17 protein-coding genes are annotated in these 17222 nt (G+C 70.6%); 10 read left to right on the top strand and 7 right to left on the bottom strand.

Annotated elements, in window-relative coordinates; translation table 11 throughout:
- Positions 1-207: 207 nt before the first annotated feature.
- Together ACZ6ZP_RS28360 and ACZ6ZP_RS28355 are read left to right on the top strand one after the other, a co-directional pair.
- Positions 208-1425, top strand: coding sequence for an ABC transporter ATP-binding protein (locus ACZ6ZP_RS28360; RefSeq protein ID WP_384311761.1), 1218 nt, complete (start codon positions 208-210; stop codon positions 1423-1425).
- A 113-nt stretch (positions 1426-1538) separates the two neighbouring features.
- Positions 1539-2375 carry an ABC transporter permease gene (locus ACZ6ZP_RS28355; protein WP_383821072.1) on the top strand — a complete coding sequence of 279 codons (837 nt, stop codon included), beginning with the start codon at positions 1539-1541 and terminating at the stop codon, positions 2373-2375.
- A 15-nt stretch (positions 2376-2390) separates the two neighbouring features.
- Here the strand turns inward: ACZ6ZP_RS28355 and ACZ6ZP_RS28350 are convergent, their stop codons facing one another.
- Entirely contained in the window at positions 2391-2723 is a 333-nt protein-coding gene (locus ACZ6ZP_RS28350) for an ATP/GTP-binding protein (protein ID WP_351163925.1), read from the bottom strand.
- Positions 2724-2934: 211 nt separating this feature from the next.
- Between ACZ6ZP_RS28350 and ACZ6ZP_RS28345 the strand changes: the two genes are divergently transcribed.
- Entirely contained in the window at positions 2935-3987 is a 1053-nt protein-coding gene (locus tag ACZ6ZP_RS28345; RefSeq protein WP_351163923.1) for an LLM class flavin-dependent oxidoreductase, read from the top strand.
- Positions 3988-4057: 70 nt separating this feature from the next.
- Here the strand turns inward: ACZ6ZP_RS28345 and ACZ6ZP_RS28340 are convergent, their stop codons facing one another.
- The gene (locus ACZ6ZP_RS28340; RefSeq protein WP_160507250.1) at positions 4058-4450 is read right to left on the bottom strand and encodes an SCO5389 family protein; all 393 of its coding nucleotides are present in this window, start codon (positions 4448-4450) and stop codon (positions 4058-4060) included.
- 212 nt (positions 4451-4662) lie between these two features.
- Between ACZ6ZP_RS28340 and nucS the strand changes: the two genes are divergently transcribed.
- A complete protein-coding gene (gene nucS, locus ACZ6ZP_RS28335; protein ID WP_351163920.1) occupies positions 4663-5334 on the top strand; it encodes an endonuclease NucS in 672 nt (223 codons plus the stop codon).
- A gap of 78 nt (positions 5335-5412) precedes the next feature.
- Here the strand turns inward: nucS and ACZ6ZP_RS28330 are convergent, their stop codons facing one another.
- The 4 genes from ACZ6ZP_RS28330 to ACZ6ZP_RS28315 form a co-directional block, all read right to left on the bottom strand.
- A complete protein-coding gene (locus ACZ6ZP_RS28330) occupies positions 5413-7977 on the bottom strand; it encodes an ATP-binding protein (protein WP_469408844.1) in 2565 nt (854 codons plus the stop codon).
- A gap of 244 nt (positions 7978-8221) precedes the next feature.
- Positions 8222-8545 carry an STAS domain-containing protein gene (locus ACZ6ZP_RS28325; RefSeq protein ID WP_160507247.1) on the bottom strand — a complete coding sequence of 108 codons (324 nt, stop codon included), beginning with the start codon at positions 8543-8545 and terminating at the stop codon, positions 8222-8224.
- A gap of 162 nt (positions 8546-8707) precedes the next feature.
- A complete protein-coding gene (locus ACZ6ZP_RS28320; RefSeq protein ID WP_351163916.1) occupies positions 8708-9556 on the bottom strand; it encodes a 3-hydroxyacyl-CoA dehydrogenase family protein in 849 nt (282 codons plus the stop codon).
- 147 nt (positions 9557-9703) lie between these two features.
- Entirely contained in the window at positions 9704-10345 is a 642-nt protein-coding gene (locus ACZ6ZP_RS28315; RefSeq protein ID WP_361464233.1) for a TetR/AcrR family transcriptional regulator, read from the bottom strand.
- Between the two features lie 102 nt (positions 10346-10447).
- Between ACZ6ZP_RS28315 and ACZ6ZP_RS28310 the strand changes: the two genes are divergently transcribed.
- Genes ACZ6ZP_RS28310 through ACZ6ZP_RS28300 form a run of 3 tightly spaced genes read left to right on the top strand, consistent with a single transcriptional unit; the run spans position 10448 to position 12587 of the window.
- Positions 10448-11230: an ABC transporter ATP-binding protein gene (locus tag ACZ6ZP_RS28310; protein ID WP_469408842.1), complete on the top strand. Its 783-nt coding sequence runs from the start codon at positions 10448-10450 to the stop codon at positions 11228-11230.
- A 15-nt stretch (positions 11231-11245) separates the two neighbouring features.
- Entirely contained in the window at positions 11246-12001 is a 756-nt protein-coding gene (locus ACZ6ZP_RS28305; RefSeq protein WP_361464237.1) for an ABC transporter permease, read from the top strand.
- Between the two features lie 13 nt (positions 12002-12014).
- The gene (locus tag ACZ6ZP_RS28300) at positions 12015-12587 is read left to right on the top strand and encodes a cob(I)yrinic acid a,c-diamide adenosyltransferase (protein WP_351163906.1); all 573 of its coding nucleotides are present in this window, start codon (positions 12015-12017) and stop codon (positions 12585-12587) included.
- Here ACZ6ZP_RS28300 and ACZ6ZP_RS28295 read toward each other — a convergent pair.
- Positions 12584-13159, bottom strand: a complete 576-nt coding sequence (locus tag ACZ6ZP_RS28295; RefSeq protein WP_351163904.1) for a hypothetical protein — start codon at positions 13157-13159, stop codon at positions 12584-12586. The two genes, ACZ6ZP_RS28300 and ACZ6ZP_RS28295, sit on opposite strands and share 4 nt — an antisense overlap.
- Before the next feature lie 153 nt (positions 13160-13312).
- On the opposite strand from ACZ6ZP_RS28295, the gene ACZ6ZP_RS28290 reads away from it, so the two are divergent.
- The 3 genes from ACZ6ZP_RS28290 (at position 13313) to ACZ6ZP_RS28280 (ending at position 17198) form a co-directional block, all read left to right on the top strand.
- Positions 13313-14527 (top strand): sensor histidine kinase, encoded by a 1215-nt coding sequence (locus tag ACZ6ZP_RS28290; protein WP_361464242.1) that lies wholly within the window; start codon positions 13313-13315, stop codon positions 14525-14527.
- Positions 14524-15180: a response regulator transcription factor gene (locus tag ACZ6ZP_RS28285; RefSeq protein ID WP_351163899.1), complete on the top strand. Its 657-nt coding sequence runs from the start codon at positions 14524-14526 to the stop codon at positions 15178-15180. Before ACZ6ZP_RS28290 ends, ACZ6ZP_RS28285 begins: the two co-directional genes overlap by 4 nt.
- Positions 15181-15362: 182 nt before the next feature.
- A complete protein-coding gene (locus ACZ6ZP_RS28280) occupies positions 15363-17198 on the top strand; it encodes a glycoside hydrolase family 18 chitinase (protein ID WP_351163897.1) in 1836 nt (611 codons plus the stop codon).
- Positions 17199-17222 lie beyond the last annotated feature (24 nt).

The raw sequence follows: 17222 nt of genomic DNA, 5'->3' as shown, positions 1-17222 counted from the left end.
TGCTCACGCCGCGCGCTGTCCTTGTGCGGCCCGGCCGATCCGTTCCGCGTGGGCCCGCGCCCCGCTTCTCCGACCGGGGGTCCGGGGGTCGTCCCCCGGAAAGACGCAGCACACGCTCTTGGCTGGAACCGTCAGCTCCCCGTTATCCTCCTAACCCTTACGGGGGCGTGTGCCCCGACGTCCTGAACCATTCGATGGGTGCGGAGAATGATCGAGGCAGTCGGCCTGACGAAGCGCTACGGCGCCAAGACAGCCGTGTACAACCTTTCCTTTCAGGTGCGACCCGGCACGGTCACCGGCTTCCTGGGCCCGAACGGCTCCGGCAAGTCGACGACCATGCGCATGATCCTCGGGCTCGACCAACCCACCACGGGCCAGGTGACGATCGGCGGCTACCCGTACCGCAAGCTCCCCAACGCCCCCCGCCAGGTCGGCGCGCTCCTCGACGCCAAGGCGGTGCACGGCGGCAGGCACGCCCGCAACCACCTGCTGTGCCTCGCGCAGCTCTCCGGCATCCCGGCCCGCCGGGTCGACGAGGTGCTCGGCGTCGTGGGCCTCCAGGAGGTGGCCAAGAAGCGCTCCAAGGGCTTCTCGCTCGGCATGGGCCAGCGCCTCGGCATCGCCGCGGCGCTCCTCGGCGACCCGCAGGTGCTGCTCTTCGACGAGCCCGTCAACGGCCTCGACCCCGAGGGCATCCTCTGGGTCAGGAACCTGATGAAGTCGCTCGCGGCCGAGGGCCGCACGGTCTTCGTCTCCTCGCACCTGATGAGCGAGATGGCGCTGACCGCCGAGCACCTGATCGTGATCGGCCGCGGCCAGCTGCTCGCCGACATGAGCGTCAAGGACTTCATCTCGCACAACTCCGCCGACTTCGCCCGGGTGCGGGTGCCGGACGGCGACGTGCAGCAGCGCGAGAAGCTGTCGGCGGCGCTGAGCGAGGCCGGCGGCCAGGTCATGCCCGAGCAGGACGGCGCGCTGCGCGTGACCGGCCTTCCGCTCCCCCGCATCAGCGACCTCGCGCACGGCGCGGACGTCCGCGTGTGGGAGCTCTCCCCGCACCAGGCCTCGCTGGAAGAGGCGTACATGCGGATGACGCAGGGCGCCGTCGACTACCGCTCGACGGTCGACCAGCGCGCGGGACTCCAGCAGCAGCTGCCGCCGGGCGCGATGCAGCAGCCGCCGATGCCGGTGCCCGGACAGGGCCAGCCCGGGTGGTACGCGCCGCCGCCGCCCCAGCAGGGCGGCCAGCCCTTCGCGATGCCGCAGGGTGCTCCCCAGGGCGCTCCTGGAGCCCCTGGCGCACCGCAGGGCGCCACCCCCAACCCGTACGCGACCGCCGCCCCGCAGGCGCCCGCGTCCGCCCCCGCCCCCGCCCCCGCCCCCGCCCCCGACATGACCAAGCGCGACAGCGAGGACCCGCGATGACCACGCCTCCGACTCCGCAGCCGCAGGCGCAGCCCCAGCAGGCACCCCAGCAGGCACACGCACCGGCCGGTGCCCCCGTGCCGCAGGGCGCACCGATTCCGCAGGGCGCCCCGATGGCTCCCCCGCCGGCCGCCCCCGCGCCGCCGTCCGCGTGGCAGCAGGCGATGAACAACGCCTACACCTCGCCGATCCCGGTCAGGAAGACCCACCTCGGCAACGCCCTGGCGTCCGAGTGGACGAAGATCAAGTCGGTCCGCTCGACGATGTGGACCCTCGGCGTCTTCTTCCTCCTGGTCGTCGGCATCGGCCTGCTGGTGGCCGTGAACACGCAGGACCGCGACTACGCGGACGTGCCGTTCACGATCCCCGCGTTCTTCGGTCTCGTGCTCGGCCAGATCTGCCTGATCACGCTCGGCGTCCTGGTGACGTCGTCCGAGTACGGCACGGGCATGATCCGTACGACGTTCACGGCGTCGCCGCAGCGCTATCGCGTGCTCGCCGCCAAGATCCTGATCTTCTTCGTGATCGCCTTCGTCGTCGCCGCGGGCTCCGTCCTCCTTGTGGGCCTGATGACGTCGGGGATGCACAGCGGCCCCGAGGCGGGTGACGTCGACTGGGCGGGCACGGTCCTCAAGGGCGGGCTCTACGTCTCGCTCCTGGGCGTCCTCGCGCTCGCCGCAGGATCGATGCTGCGCCACTCGGCGGGTGCGATCACCGCGATGCTCGGCGTGGTCCTGGTGCCCGCGATCCTGCCGGTGTTCCTGATGATCTCCGAGGGCACGCGTCCGCTGGGCGAGAAGATGATGGACTACAACGCCATCAATTCCCTCGCCAAGATCTTCGAGATGGACGGGACGGGCGGCGGCACCTCGCAGCTGCTGCTGCTCGTCGGCGTGACGGCGGCCGCGATCGCCGGCGCCTTCGTCCTCCTGGAGAAGCGCGACGTGTAGCCGCCTTCGGGGGTCTCAGTACCTCGGCGCGTTACGGGACCGCTGCACCCGCGTGGTGCGGCGGTCCTTCGCGTTCCAGCAGGCCTTGTGCCAGTGCCTGCGCTCGTCCACGCCCGAGTGCTCGGGCCAGGCCACCACGTGCGCGACGCCGGAGGGGATCTCCTGGTCGCAGCCGGGGCAGCGGTAGGTCTTGCCGGCCGCGCTCGCGCCCGCGACATGGCGCAGGCTCCACTGCTCGCCCCGCCAGCTCTCCGTGGACTGGAAGCCGCCGTAGCGGCCCGCCGGATCCCCGTCCGTGCGCGGGCTGTCTTCTCCGGCGCCCTTCGGGCGGTTACGACGCGGGGACACGAGACACCTCACGGGATGTACGGGGGCCAGGGGTGTGTCCAGCCTACGCGGCGCGCACAGGGGTAGGCGCCCTTCACCAACCCCCACAGATCCCCCCTGCATTTCGCAGAAAATCCGTCAATCTTCATGCCAAGCCGTGCCTTTGGCACGTGTCATGCGTTGTTGCCCGTAGGGGGAGTGCCTGCGTCGGCGCCAAGGAGGCAGGAGAGCGATGCGTGTAGGTAGTTTTGTTCTGGCCGCCCAGTTCCCGGGACAGGGACAGGGGGAGGCACTGCACCGTGCGGTGCGGTCCGCCGAGGTGGCCGAGGAGGCGGGCCTTGACTCGGTCTGGCTCGCCGAACACCACTTCGTGCCGTACGGCACGTGTCCGTCCGCCGTGACCCTCGCCGCGCTCCTTCTCGGGCGTACGCGGCACATCCGCGTCGGCACCGCCGTGAGCGTCCTGCCGACCGTGCACCCGGTCGCCCTGGGCGAGCAGGCGGCGCTGCTGCACCTGACGTCCGGCGGGCGCTTCTCGCTGGGCGTGGGGCGCGGCGGGCCGTGGGTGGATCTCGAGGTCTTCGGGTCGGGTCTCGACGCGTACGAGAAGGGCTTCCCGGACTCGCTCGACCTGCTGCTGCGGTGGCTGAGCGAGCCCCGGGTCGCCGGCGATGCGGGCCGCTTCTCCTTCCGCGAGGTCGCCGTGGTGCCACGGCCGCAGGAGGCGCTGGCCGGCTCGGGCGGTGACACCGGGGAAGGAGCCGGCGGCCCGGAGGTGATCGTCGCCTGCACCTCGCCGTCCAGCGTGCGGCTCGCGGCGGAGCGCGGCCTGCCGATGCTGCTCGGCATGCACGTCGGCGACGAGGAGAAGGCCGAAATGGTGGCGTTGTGGCGCAGGCACGCGCGCGCCTCGGGGTGCACGCCGGAGGAGGTCCACCGGGCGCCGCACGTCTCCGCGGGGGTCGCGCAGATCGCGGACCGGCGCCTGGACGCGGCGGAGACGCTCCAGAAGGCGATGCCGGGGTGGCTCAAGCAGGGCCTGGACGCCCATGTCACGGTCGACGGCCGCGCGCGGGCGATGCGGGACCCGCTCGCGTACACCGAACTGCTCTGCGGACTGCATCCGGTGGGCACCCCTCAGCTGTGCGCCGACCGGATCGCGGCGACCTCGGAGCGCACGGGGATCACCCGCTTCGCGCTGCTTGTCGAGGGCTCGGGCGATCTGGCGACCACGGAGGAGAACGTCCGAAGGCTGGGTGCCGAGGTGCTGCCCCAGCTCGGCTGAGCCGCTGGGGCGGGGAGCTGCCGCTCCGGTACTAGTACACCTCCCGCGTACGGAGCGGCAGCAAAAGGCGTCAGCAGTCCCGCAGTTCGGGCGACTGGTTGAGCAGCTGCCCCCGGATCGAGGTGAACCGGGCGAGCCTGTCGTCCACGGATGCATCCAGCGGGAACACCGCCACACGGTGGCAGTTCTGGAATGCGAGACGCACTCCGAAGTGCCGCTGCAGAGCGCCGCGAATGGCGTCACTCGCGAGCGCCCGCAGGAGCTGGCCGCGCGCCTGCTCGTTGGGTGGCGGCGTCTGGTTGTCGGCGAACTCGCCGCCGTCAACCTTCAGCTGGGCCACCAGGGAGCTGATCATCTCCCATGCGTAAGGCAGGGAGGTCCGGACGCAGTCGACGAATTCCGCTTCATCGACCTCGCCTCGCTCGGCCTGTTCCAACAGCGCCGGTGAGACGTCGAGCGACATGGGTTCTCCTCTCGCACCCCCGGGGAGCGGGGGCTTCCGGACAGGGAAGGAGTCCGCACACGCAGCGTGCACGCACGGCGACCTCCTGCTTATACGTTAAGCACCGGACCCGCGCTGCACCAGGAGATTGGGAACATAACCGGCCAGGATCGAACAGGTCCATCGCCGGAGGAATCGCGCGGACCACCTGGGGTCGAGTAGCGTTGCGCCCCATGCGTCTCGTCATTGCCCGATGCTCCGTGGATTACGCGGGCAGGCTCACAGCCCATCTCCCGTCGGCCCCCCGCCTGATCCTTGTGAAGGCGGACGGCAGTGTCTCGATCCACGCGGACGACCGGGCCTACAAACCCCTCAACTGGATGTCCCCGCCCTGCACCTTGAAGGAGGGGACGGGGGACGACGCGGGCGTCTGGACCGTCGTGAACAAGGGCGGCGAGAAACTGATCATCACGATGGAGGAGATCCTGCACGACTCCTCGCACGAACTGGGCGTGGATCCCGGCCTCATCAAGGACGGCGTGGAAGCGCATCTCCAGGAGCTGCTCGCCGACCGGATCGAGACGCTCGGAGAGGGTTATTCGCTGATCCGGCGCGAGTACATGACGGCGATCGGCCCGGTGGACATCCTCTGCCGCGACGCCGACGGCCAGACCGTCGCCGTCGAGATCAAGCGGCGCGGCGAGATCGACGGTGTCGAACAACTCACCCGTTATCTCGAGCTGTTGAACCGCGACCCGCACCTGGCCCCCGTCAAGGGCATCTTCGCCGCCCAGGAGATCAAGCCGCAGGCCCGCGTGCTCGCCACCGACCGCGGCATCGGCTGCGCCGTCCTTGACTACAACGCGATGCGTGGCATCGAGGACGACAAGCTGCGGCTTTTCTAGAACTTCTCGTACGTGAGAGGGCCGGGTCCTGGTGGACCCGGCCCTCTTTTCCGTACGTGCGTCAGACCGCTCCGTACGTCAGATCGTCGACGCCGTGCTGGACGCGCTGTCGCTCGTCGCCGGGCTGCTCGCCGGGTCGCTGCCGGCGGGGCCGCTCGCCGAGTTCGACGTGTCCGGGGACGACGGCGGGTCCGTGGCGGGGTCCGTCGTCGGCGGCGGGGTCGTCGGCGGAGGAGTCGTCGGCGGCTTCGTCGTGGGCGGCTTGGTCGTGGGCGGCTTCGTGGTCGGCGGCTTCGTCGTCGGCTTGTCCGTCGGCTTGTCCGTGGGCTTGTCGGTCGGCTTGTCCGAAGTGTCGTCGGACGGCGTTCCGCTGCCGCTCGGCTCGTCCGACGGTTCGCCGCTCTCGCTCGGAGTGCCGTCGTCCGCGGTGCCGGGGATGTTGTCCGGGCCGTCCTCGTCCGGGCGGCTCGTCGAGTCCTTGGCCGGCTTGTCGGCGGTCAGGCCGTCGTCGGCCTGGTCCTCGCTCGCCGACTGCTCCGTCTTGACCTTGTCCGGCGGGTTGTCGTCGTTGTCGGACGTCGCGCCGAGGGTCACCACGGTGCCGAGCACGGCGGCCAGGAGGGCTCCCGCGCCCGCCGCCACCAGGTTGCGCCGCGTGCCGTTGACGATGGAGCGGCGGGTCGGCGCCGGTCCAGCGCCCGCCGCTGGCGACGCGTTGCGGGTGACCAGGGTCTCGGGCTCCGGGGGCGGGGTGGGCAGCGCGAACGCCGCCGGGACGCCGCCGGGGGGCGACGCCGACTCCTCGTAGCGCGCGTCGGGCACTTCTTCGCCGGCAGCCGTGCGTCCGCCGGACAGCACGCCGCCCGAGCGGTCGGCGACCAGGGCGAGGGCCCTGCGGCCCGCGATCATGCCCCGCTTGTCGGCGAGCGCGCCGCGCAGGCCGATGGAGGCCTCCAGCTCGACGCGGGCCCGGTCGAGCTGTCCGCCGCAGAGCGCGAGGATGCCGAGCTCGTGGTGGAAGTACGCCTCTTCGGCGACCTCTCCCGCGGTCCGTGCCGCCTCCTGGCCCGAGCGCAGGGCACGCTCCCAGGAGCCCCAGTCGAGCCCTCCCGCGAAGGCCGGCGCGACCGTGCGGGCGAGCAGCACGGCGGCGCTGTCCTCACTGCCGACGGAAGCACCGCCGGAACCGCCGACGGAACCGCCGTTGGAGCCGCCGTTGGAGCCGCCGGACGCCCCCGAGGCGGACTGTCCCGCCACCAGGACGCCCAGCGCCGCGAGCACCGCGTCCGCCTCGGCCACGACCCGCTCCGGGCCGACCGAGGGGTGCCCCGCCCACCAGGCGTAGTGCTGGGCGGCGCTCTGGGCGCGCTCGGCGGCGTCGTCCGCGTACCCGGACGCCTCCAGCTGCGTACGCACCCCGGCGGCGAGCCGGTAGTGCGAGCCGACCGCCGTGACGAGCGCGGCGGAGACCAGCTCGGCGAGGGCCGCGTCCGCGTGGGTGTCCCCCACGAGGGCGGGCAGATGCGCCTGGTGCGGCAGCTCGCCGCCGAGCGCGACGGCGAACCGCAGCGTGGTGCGCGCCGACGGACTCAGCCGGGAGGCGAGCAGCACCGCGGGCGCCGCCCCGTCCGCGAGCGAGGGCAGCGGCACGTCGTGGCCCTCGGCGCCGAAGGGCGCGTCGACCGGGGCGTCGGCGAAGTAGCCGTACTCGTCGAAGGCGTTCGGGTCGGCGCGCAGCTGGTCGCGCTGGCGCAGCAGGGCGCCCGCCTGCACGAAGCGCAGCGGCAGTCCCTCCGACTCGAACCACAGGTCGCCCGCCCAGCTCGCCTCGTCGTCCGTCAGGACGCGGCCGACGGCACGCTCCAGGAGTTCGAGGCCGCCGCTGCGGCCCAGGCCGCCGAGGAAGACCTCTTCGAGGTGCGAGTCGGGCGAGGGCGCCGCGACGTCGGGGGTCGCGGAGATGAGGAAGGCGCACTCGGGCGTCGCCTCGAGCAGTTCCTCCAGGGCTGCCGCGCCGAACTCCAGGTCGTCCAGGACGACGACCGCGCCGATGTCGTGGACGAGTTCGAGCAGCAGGGTGCGGTCGGGGCGGTGCAGCGGGGCGTTGTAGACCGCGCCGAAGAGGTCCTGGAGCAGGTCGGCGGGCGTCTTGTGGTACCCGGAGAGCCGGACGACGCCGTCCGGTGCGAGGTCCGCGCAGTCCTCCGCGACGGCGTTCAGGAGCGCCGTGCGCCCCGAGCCCGCGGGGCCGGTGAGCCGGACCGAGCGCCCGCGTGCGAGCAGGCGCACGAGCCGCTCGCGATCCTCCTGCCGCTCAAGGAGCGGCATCCGGGGCAGAGCGGGACCCGGCGGCACGGGCGGCGCCGCGGCACGGCGCAGCTCGGCCCGCTCGGCGGCGGTGCGCTTGACGGGGCGTGCGGGCCGCTCGCCCGGCGGGCAGTGCTCGATCTCGCTGCCGTCGACGGGGTTCACGGTGAGCAGGAAGTCGCCGGACACGAGCTGGACGGTGCGGGCGAGCGTGGGCGCGGGCTGCCCGAAGTCGGGTGTCAGCGGATCGCGCGGTGGCCGCACGGAGCGCGCGGAATCGTCGTCGTTGATGCCGTCATGGCCGTACTCTTCCGGTCCCCGGTTCATCGGGTCCATGGTCAAAGCCCCCCAGATGCGTCGTGTACACAGCCCCCTCCGGCCTTGTGCACACTGCGCTGTCGCTTCTGGTCCGGTGCCCCCGCTCGGGCGTCTGTCGTCATGACGGTGGGCGACCGAACCCTAGACCTTCGCTCAGTATCTCCGAACGGGCGGGGTACCGCCCCGTCCGAGACGTCACAGTCTCGTGAGGATTGTGCGCGAGATGCGTTTCACCCCCAGATCGGCTGGGGATCATCGCGGATCACACGCGGGGAAGCGATTCCACCCCGATGCCGCCCTCGATGGCAAGGATTCTGTGCAGCCGGGTGGCCACGAGCAGGCGCTGCATCTGGGGCGGCACGCTGCGCAGCACCAGTCGGCGTCCGCACCGGCCCGCGCGCCGGTGCGCGCCCATGATGACGCCGAGTCCCGTGGCGTCCCACGAGTCGAGTTCGGACAGGTCGAGCACCAGGTCGCCGGCTCCGTCGTCGACGGCCGAGTGCAGGACCGTTCGGGCGTCCGCCGCGCTGCGTACGTCGAGGCGTCCCCCGACGACCAGCTGGGCCTGGTCGCCCCTGATGTGCATATGCGCTCCCCGAGAGTGCTGAGTTTCCTGTGACGTCTGTTCCGTAAGGCGTCTGCGTATGTCACTGCAACTGACTGCCGCATGGGCAAGGAAGTTGCCGTCTGTAAGCGAACCGATACCGAATTCACTCCGAGGGGTGACCCCGCAAGGCAGGAGGAGACGTCAGTGCTTGTAGAAGCCCTGCCCGCTCTTGCGGCCGATGTCACCGGCGTCAACCATCCGGCGCATCAGCTCGGGCGGCGCGAACTTCTCGTCCTGGGACTCCGTGTAGATGTTGCTCGTGGCGTGCAGCAGGATGTCGACGCCCGTCAGATCGGCGGTCGCGAGCGGCCCCATGGCGTGCCCGAAGCCGAGCTTGCAGGCGATGTCGATGTCCTCCGCGGAGGCGACGCCCGACTCGTAGAGCTTGGCGGCCTCGACGACGAGCGCGGAGATCAGACGGGTCGTCACAAAGCCCGCGACGTCGCGGTTCACGACGATGCAGGTCTTGCCGACGGACTCGGCGAACTCACGCGTGCGGGCGAGGGTTTCGTCGCTGGTCTTGTAGCCGCGCACCAGTTCGCACAGCTGCATCATCGGCACCGGCGAGAAGAAGTGCGCGCCCACGACCCGCTCCGGACGCTCCGTCACGGCCGCGATCTTCGTGATCGGGATCGCGGAGGTGTTCGACGCGAGTACGGCGTCCTCGCGCACGATCTTGTCGAGCGTACGGAAGATGTCGTGCTTGACCTCGAGCTTCTCGAAGACGGCCTCGACGACGATGTCCGCGTCGGCGACGGCGTCCATGTCGGTGCTCGTCGTGATGCGCCCGAGCGCCGCCTCGGCGTCCTCGGCGGCGAGCTTGCCCTTGCTCACGAACTTGTCGTACGACGCCTTGATCCCGTCGGTGCCACGGGTCAGGGCCTCATCGGTGACGTCGCGCAGGACGACGTCCCAGCCCGCCTGGGCGGAGACCTGTGCGATGCCGGACCCCATGAGTCCGGCTCCGATGACGGCGAGCTTCCGTGCCACTGTTCCGACTCCCCTACCGCTTATCACGCCTGGCTTACACGCTGTTTACGTTTGCCCTTCCGGCGGACATTAGCGGTCGTGAGCGCGACTGTGGCCGTGAAGTAATGCGCGTCACGTCTCAGATGACGGACATCACACTGGTACGCCTCATTCGGCGCCGCGCACCGCGTAGTTGAGGACCTTCTCGCCGAGCAGGTCCTCCATCTCGTCGAGCAGGACGAGGGCGTCGCGGGAGACTTCGGCGGGCTCGCGGCACTTGACCATCTCGTCGCCGATCCAGGCCATGAGCGTGCTGTGGACCCAGGAGAGCTGACCCGCGATCAGGCCGGGCATCGGATCGCCGTCGGCGGCCTGCGCCTCCTCGGCGAGGGTCTTCGTGAGGTGGCCGAGCGCCTGCTGCTGGATCTCCCAGAGCCGGGAGCGCAGGGGGTGGGCCTCGGTGATGACCTTCATGAAGTCGGCCCAGCCCGAGAAGAGGCCGACCTGGGGCGACACGCCCTCCACGTCCGAGCGCAGCGCGCGCAGCACCGCGGCGGCGGCGGACTCCCCCGCGCGACGGCCCCGTACGTAGCCGGAGAGGCGGTCGACGACGGCGTCACCCCGGTCGAGGAAGAGGTCCTCCTTGACCGGGAAGTAGTTGTAGACGGTGTTCACGGAGACGTCCGCGGCTTCCGCGACCTCCGCGACGGTCACCGTGACGAAGCCGTGCTCCAGGAACAGCCCCGTCGCGATGTCCGAGATGCGCTGCTTCGTCTGCCGCTTCTTGCGCTCCCTGAGCCCTTCAGCCATGGAACCACCTTACGACCATCGGCTAGGGCGACTGAAAACTTGGGGCGATCCCAAAACTTGGTGTCATTGCAAAATTTAAGAGACTCTGTTTTTGTGGTCGCCATGGCAATCATCAGCACGGCCGGACTCACCCAGACCTTCCGGACCAAACGCGGCGCCGTCGAGGCCGTGCGCGGCATCGACCTGACCGTCGCCCCCGGCGAGATCCTCGGCTTCCTCGGACCGAACGGCGCGGGCAAGACGACGACGCTGCGCATGCTCACCACGCTCCTGGCGCCCACCGGCGGCGCCGCCACCGTCGCGGGCGTCGACCTGGCCCGCGACCCGGCCGCCGTGCGGCGCAGGATCGGGTACGTGGCCCAGTCCGGCGGCGTCGACCTGAGCATCTCCGTACGCGAGGAACTGGTCACCCAGGGCCGCCTCTACCGCCTGACGAAGCCGCAAGCCGCCGCCCGCGCGGAGGAGTTGGCCGCCGACCTGGGACTCACCGACCTCCTCGACCGCAAGTGCGCGACCCTCTCCGGCGGCCAGCGCCGACGGCTCGACATCGCCATGGGGCTCATGCACCGGCCCGAGGTGCTCTTCCTCGACGAGCCGACCACCGGGCTCGACCCGGGCAGCAGGGCCGACCTGTGGGCCCTTGTGCGGCGGCTGCGCGACGACCACGGCACCACCGTGGTCCTGACCACCCACTACCTCGACGAGGCCGACGCGCTCTGCGACCGCCTCGTCGTCATCGACAAGGGCGTCGTGGTCGCCGAAGGCACGCCGAGCGCGCTCAAGCTCCGGTACGGCGGCTCCATCGACGCCACGCTCCAGGACACGTTCCTGGCCGTCACCGGGCGCGACCTCACCCCCAAGGACACGGCGCCGGTCGCCGTCTGAACCCCAGGACCCCTGATGTCTGCTTTCCTCTCCGACACCGCGCTGATCTTCGGGCGGTACGCCCGCCAGACCCTGCGCTCCAAGTTCCAGATCCTCTTCGGCGTCCTGATGCCGCTGCTCTACCTGCTCTTCTTCGGCCCGCTCCTGACCGACCTGCCGCTCGGCTCGCGCGGCGACTCCTGGCAGGTGCTCGTGCCGGGGCTGCTGCTCCAACTCGGCCTGTTCGGCGCCTCGTACAGCGGATTCGCGATCATCATCGAGAAGCAGTTCGGTGTGGTGGAGCGGATGCGGGTGACGCCGGTCAGCCGGCTCGCGCTGCTGCTGGGGCGGGTGCTCCGCGATGCCGCGCTCTTCGTCTTCCAGGCGGTGCTGCTCGTCCTGGCGGCCGTGGTGATGGGGCTGCGGGCGCCGCTCGTCGGCATCCTCATCGGCTTCGCGTTCGTGGCGGTCCTGACGATCGTCCTCGCGTCCCTCTCGTACGCGCTCGCGCTGCTCGTCTCCAAGCCGCACGAGTTCGGCCCCGTGATCAACGCGGTGAGCATGCCCTCGATGCTGCTCTCCGGCCTGATGCTGCCGATGGCCCTGGCGCCGGGGTGGCTGGACGTGCTCTCGCACTTCATGCCGTTCCGCTACCTCGTGGACGCGGTGCGGGCCGCCTACGTGGGCGAGTACGCGAGTACGGCGATGCTGTACGGCGTCCTGATGGCCGCCGCGCTCGCGCTCGGGTCCGTGACGGTGGGCACACGTGTCTTCCGGAAGGCCGGCGCGTAACTAGGCTGACCTCATGGTCAATCTGACGCGCATCTACACCAGGACCGGCGACCAGGGCACGACGGCCCTCGGCGACATGAGCAGGACCGCCAAGACGGATCTGCGGATCTCGGCGTACGCCGACGCCAACGAGGCCAACGCCGCCATCGGCACGGCGATCGCGCTCGGTCAGCTCGACGAAGAGGTCGTGAAGGTCCTGGTCCGGGTCCAGAACGACCTCTTCGACGTGGGCGCCGACCTGTCCACGCCGGTCGTGGAGGAGCCGAAGTACCCGCCGCTGCGCGTCGAGCAGTCCTACATCGACAAGCTGGAGCAGGACTGCGACCGCTTCCTCGACGAGCTGGAGAAGCTCCGCAGCTTCATCCTGCCGGGCGGCACACCGGGCGCGGCGCTGCTGCACCAGGCGTGCACGGTGGTGCGGCGGGCGGAGCGGTCCACGTGGGCGGCCTTCGAGGTCCACGGGGAGGTCATGAACCCCCTGACCGCCACCTATCTCAACCGGCTCTCCGACCTCCTGTTCATCCTGGCCCGTGCGGCCAACAAGGAGGTCGGAGACGTGCTGTGGGTGCCGGGCGGCGAGCGTTAGAGCTTGCTCAGGAAGCTCGGCTCCTTCTCGCCGTCCCGCACCGCCGGCGCCTGCTTCGGGAAGACCGTGTAGGCCGCCGCGATGATCACGTTGATGCCGATCAGCCACAGCATCCTCTGCTGCCACATCCGCAGTGAGCCGATGTCCCCGTCGCCCCCGACGTACCAGACCGCTCCCTGGAGCAGCGCCATCGCGATCAGTCCGGCCAGGATCCAGCGGGCGGCGATCTTCCACTCGTGGATCGCGCGGGCCGTGCCGTACTTGGGGGTGGACGGCGGCGGGCCGCCCGCGAAGCGGTGGGCGACGCGGACGTCCACCCACTTGATCGTGTAGTGGCCGAGGGCGATGGAGTAGCCGATGTAGACGGCGGCCAGGCCGTGCTTCCAGTCCGGCTCCGCGCCGTTCTTCAGGTCGATCGCGGTGACGACGAAGAGGACGACCTCCAGGATCGGCTCGCACAGCAGCACCGCGACGCTCGCGCGCGGCATCTTCGCCGCGTAGCGCAGGGCCAGGCCTCCGGCCAGCAGCACCCAGAAGCCGACCTCGCAGATGATGATCAGCGTGACGATCATTGTTCGCTCCTCTCGGTCACCCTTCCAGGCTCCCGGCGGACCGGCCGCGGATCATCGTCGCCAGTGACGAAGTGGGACTGCATCCTTCGATGTAGCGCGCGGTTCCTCCCTCAGGATCAGGCACGGCCCCGGCACGCCGTGTTGGATGGACGCATGGCCCTGTCCCTCCCCCGCCCGCACCGCGTCGACGTACAGATCTCCGTGGCCAGCGTGCTCGCCGGGCTCGCGTGGTGGGCACTCGGGCTCACGATGCAGACGGACCGGCCGCTCGGCAGCACCTGGGCGCTGATCCCGCTCCTCGTCCTCGCCGGGCTCGAACTGCTGCGCAGGAGCAGGCCGCGGACGGCCCTGATCATCGCCACGCTCGCACTGATCGCCGACCAGTTCACCGCGGGGAATCTGGCCACGGTCATGATGTTCACGGACATCATGTACGCGGCCGTGGTGTACGGCACTCCGGCCTCCGCCCGGCGCATCCCGGTCACCACGGGGCTGATCACGGTGGCGGTGACGATCGGGTTCCTGGCCTGGCTGCGGGAGCCCGAAGCGATCCTCATCGGCGTCCTCACCGGCCTGGTGTCCTTCGCCCCCGCGACCACCGGCGTTCTCGTGCGCACCCACCGCGAGGCCGCCGTCGCCGCGCGCCTGCGGGCCGAACAGACCGCGCTGCTCGCCGAGATGGACCGCGTGCAGGCCATCACCGCCGAGCGGGCCCGGATGGCCCGCGAGCTGCACGACATGGTCGCCAACCACCTCTCGGCGATCGCCATCCACTCCACGGCCGCGCTCTCCCTGGACGACCCGAAGACCACCCGCGACGCCCTCGCCGTCATCCGGGAGAACAGCGTCGAGGGTCTGTCGGAGATGCGCCGCCTCATCGGCATCCTGCGGGACTCCAGCGACGACCGGGAGCCGACGGTCGCGCCCACTCTGGACGGCCTCGGCTCCCTGATCGACAACGCCGGTACCAATGGTCTGGACGTCACCCTCGACGACACCCGCGGCCCGGACGACTCCAAGCTCCCCGCCCCGGTCGAACTCGCGGCGTACCGCATCATCCAGGAGTCCCTGACCAACGCCCTGAAGCACGCATCGCCCGGCCCGGTGACGGTGACGCTCACCCAGCGGCGGCGCGCCCTCGAAATCCGCGTGACCAGCCCGTACGGATCACCGTCCGGCCCCCGCGCCCCGGGCTCCGGCGCCGGTCTGGTCGGCATGCGGGAGCGCACCGAACTCCTGGGCGGCGCCTTCGAGTCCGGGCCCGAGAGCAGCGCGTCCCCCGACGGCGAGAAGGTGTGGAGCGTGCACGCGACCCTGCCCGTCGCCCCCTCGGACCTCGACCCCATCGATGAAGGAGTGACCGAATGATCCGAGTGCTCGTCGCCGAGGACCAGTCCGCCGTACGGGCGGGACTCGTCCTGATCCTGCGCAGCGCGCCGGACATCGAGGTGGTCGGCGAGGCGGCCGACGGCGAGGAGGCGGTGGCGCTCGCCCGTGAGCTGAGGCCCGATCTGGTGCTGATGGACATCCAGATGCCGCGCCTCGACGGGGTCTCCGCGACCCGGCAGGTCGTCGCCGAGGACCTCGCGGACGTGCTCGTCCTGACCACCTTCGACCTCGACGAGTACGTCTTCGGGGCGCTGCGCGCGGGCGCCTGCGGGTTCCTCCTGAAGAACACCGAGGCCAAGGACCTCCTGGAGGCGGTCCGCACGGTCGGCCGCGGCGAGGGCCTGATCGCCCCGGCCGTCACCCGGCGGCTGATCGCCGAGTTCGCCGCCCCGCAGACCGTGCGGCGCGCACGCCGGGAGAACGGACCCGATCCCGCCATCCTCGACACCCTCACCCGCCGCGAGCGCGAGGTGCTCGCCCGCATCGGCGAAGGGCTCTCGAACGCGGAGATCGCGAGTCGTCTGGACATGGCGGAGGCGACGGTGAAGACCCATGTCAGCCGCCTCCTCGGCAAGCTGGAGCTGCGCAGCAGGGTCCAAGCGGCCGTCCTCGCGCAGGAGTTGGGTGTATGAGCCCGGGTCCGGTGCGCCCGACCGGCGCGATCCGGCCAATGGTTCAGACCTCTTGACCGCTGGTCCAGACCTTTCTATTCTCACCGGCACTGCGGTGAGCACTCCCCCACGTGTTCCACGTGCTCACGGGCGGCGCAGGGTTCCACCCCTATGACCCCCGGATCTCACCCGAGGAGCACACAGTGCGCTTCAGACACAGAGCCGTGGCAGGCCTCACCACCCTGCTGCTCCCGCTCGCCACCCTGGTCGCGCTCGGCGGTCCCGCCGAAGCCGCGCCGGAAGCCGCCCCCGCGGCCACCGCCACGTACGCCAAGACCCAGGACTGGGGCAGCGGCTTCGAGGGCAAGTGGACCGTCAAGAACACCGGAACCACCTCCATCAGCTCCTGGTCCGTCGCGTGGGACTTCCCCACCGGCACGAAGGTGTCCTCCGCCTGGGACGCCACCGTCACCAACTCCGGCAACCGCTGGACCGCCAAGAACCTCGGCTGGAACGGGACGCTCGCCCCCGGCGCCTCGGTCTCCTTCGGGTTCAACGGCTCGGGCCCCGGCTCGCCCTCCAACTGCACGCTCAACGGCGGCAGTTGTGACGGCGGCAGCGTCCCCGGCGACAACCCTCCCTCGGCACCCGGCACCCCCACCGCGTCCGACATCACCAACACCTCGGTGAAGCTCGCCTGGAGCGCGGCCACCGACGACAAGGGCGTCAAGAACTACGACGTCCTGCGCGACGGCTCCAAGGTCGCCACGGTGACCGGCACGTCGTACGCGGACAGCGGCCTCACCGCGGGCACCGACTACTCGTACACGGTCCAGGCCCGCGACACCGCGGACCAGACAGGACCGGCATCGGGCGCCGTCAAGGTGCACACCACGGGCGGCACCGACCCGGGCCCGGGACCGGGTGACAAGGTCAAGCTCGGCTACTTCACCCAGTGGGGCGTCTACGGACGCAACTACCACGTGAAGAACATCGACACCTCGGCCTCCGCCTCCAAGATCACGCACATCAACTACGCCTTCGGCAACGTCCAGGGCGGCAAGTGCACGATCGGCGACGCCTACGCCGACTACGACAAGGCGTACACCGCCGACCAGTCCGTCGACGGCAAGGCGGACACCTGGGACCAGCCCCTGCGCGGCAACTTCAACCAGCTGCGCAAGCTCAAGGCCAAGCACCCCAACCTCAAGGTCCTGTGGTCCTTCGGCGGCTGGACCTGGTCCGGCGGCTTCACCGACGCCATGAAGAACCCGGCCGCCTTCGCCAAGTCCTGCCACGACCTGGTGGAGGACCCGCGCTGGGCCGACGTCTTCGACGGCATCGACCTGGACTGGGAGTACCCCAACGCCTGCGGCCTGACCTGTGACACCAGCGGCCCGGCATCGATGAAGAACATGATGCAGGCGTTCCGCACCGAGTTCGGCAAGGACGCCCTGGTCACCGCGGCCATCACCGCCGACGGCTCCAGCGGCGGCAAGATCGACGCGGCCGACTACGGCGGCGCGTCGCAGTACGCCGACTGGTACAACGTGATGACGTACGACTTCTTCGGCGCGTGGGCGGCCAAGGGCCCGACGGCCCCGCACTCCCCGCTCACGTCCTACCCCGGCATCCCGCAGGACGGCTTCAACTCCGCCGACGCGATCACGAAGCTGAAGGCGAAGGGCGTCCCCGCCTCGAAGCTCCTGCTCGGCATCGGCTTCTACGGCCGCGGCTGGACGGGCGTCACCCAGAAGGAGCCGGGCGGCACGGCGACCGGCGCGGCGCCCGGAACGTACGAAGCGGGCATCGAGGACTACAAGGTCCTCAAGAACTCCTGCCCCGCCAACGGCACGATCGCCGGCACGGCCTACGCCCACTGCGGCAACAACTGGTGGTCGTACGACACCCCGGCGACGGTCAAGAGCAAGATGGCCTGGTCGAAGCAGCAGGGCCTGGGAGGCGCCTTCTTCTGGGAGTTCAGCGGTGACACCACCAACGGTGAGTTGGTGGCTGCCATCAATGACGGTCTGAAGTAGCCCGTCCCGCACAGACGAAGCCGG

The sequence above is a fragment of the Streptomyces sp. NPDC054047 genome, assembly GCF_055585065.1.
This window is presented reverse-complemented; position numbering and strand designations above follow the sequence as displayed.

Bases quoted from the DNA above. Each gene is read 5' to 3' on its own strand.
- ACZ6ZP_RS28360 (WP_384311761.1), top strand. From the start codon at position 208: ATGATCGAGGCAGTCGGCCTGACGAAGCGCTACGGCGCCAAGACAGCC.
- ACZ6ZP_RS28355 (WP_383821072.1), top strand. From the start codon at position 1,539: ATGGCTCCCCCGCCGGCCGCCCCCGCGCCGCCGTCCGCGTGGCAGCAG.
- ACZ6ZP_RS28345 (WP_351163923.1), top strand. From the start codon at position 2,935: ATGCGTGTAGGTAGTTTTGTTCTGGCCGCCCAGTTCCCGGGACAGGGA.
- ACZ6ZP_RS28340 (WP_160507250.1), bottom strand. From the start codon at position 4,450: ATGTCGCTCGACGTCTCACCGGCGCTGTTGGAACAGGCCGAGCGAGGC.
- nucS (WP_351163920.1), top strand. From the start codon at position 4,663: ATGCGTCTCGTCATTGCCCGATGCTCCGTGGATTACGCGGGCAGGCTC.
- ACZ6ZP_RS28330 (WP_469408844.1), bottom strand. From the start codon at position 7,977: ATGGACCCGATGAACCGGGGACCGGAAGAGTACGGCCATGACGGCATC.
- ACZ6ZP_RS28325 (WP_160507247.1), bottom strand. From the start codon at position 8,545: ATGCACATCAGGGGCGACCAGGCCCAGCTGGTCGTCGGGGGACGCCTC.
- ACZ6ZP_RS28315 (WP_361464233.1), bottom strand. From the start codon at position 10,345: ATGGCTGAAGGGCTCAGGGAGCGCAAGAAGCGGCAGACGAAGCAGCGC.
- ACZ6ZP_RS28310 (WP_469408842.1), top strand. From the start codon at position 10,448: ATGGCAATCATCAGCACGGCCGGACTCACCCAGACCTTCCGGACCAAA.
- ACZ6ZP_RS28305 (WP_361464237.1), top strand. From the start codon at position 11,246: ATGTCTGCTTTCCTCTCCGACACCGCGCTGATCTTCGGGCGGTACGCC.
- ACZ6ZP_RS28300 (WP_351163906.1), top strand. From the start codon at position 12,015: ATGGTCAATCTGACGCGCATCTACACCAGGACCGGCGACCAGGGCACG.
- ACZ6ZP_RS28295 (WP_351163904.1), bottom strand. From the start codon at position 13,159: ATGATCGTCACGCTGATCATCATCTGCGAGGTCGGCTTCTGGGTGCTG.
- ACZ6ZP_RS28290 (WP_361464242.1), top strand. From the start codon at position 13,313: ATGGCCCTGTCCCTCCCCCGCCCGCACCGCGTCGACGTACAGATCTCC.
- ACZ6ZP_RS28285 (WP_351163899.1), top strand. From the start codon at position 14,524: ATGATCCGAGTGCTCGTCGCCGAGGACCAGTCCGCCGTACGGGCGGGA.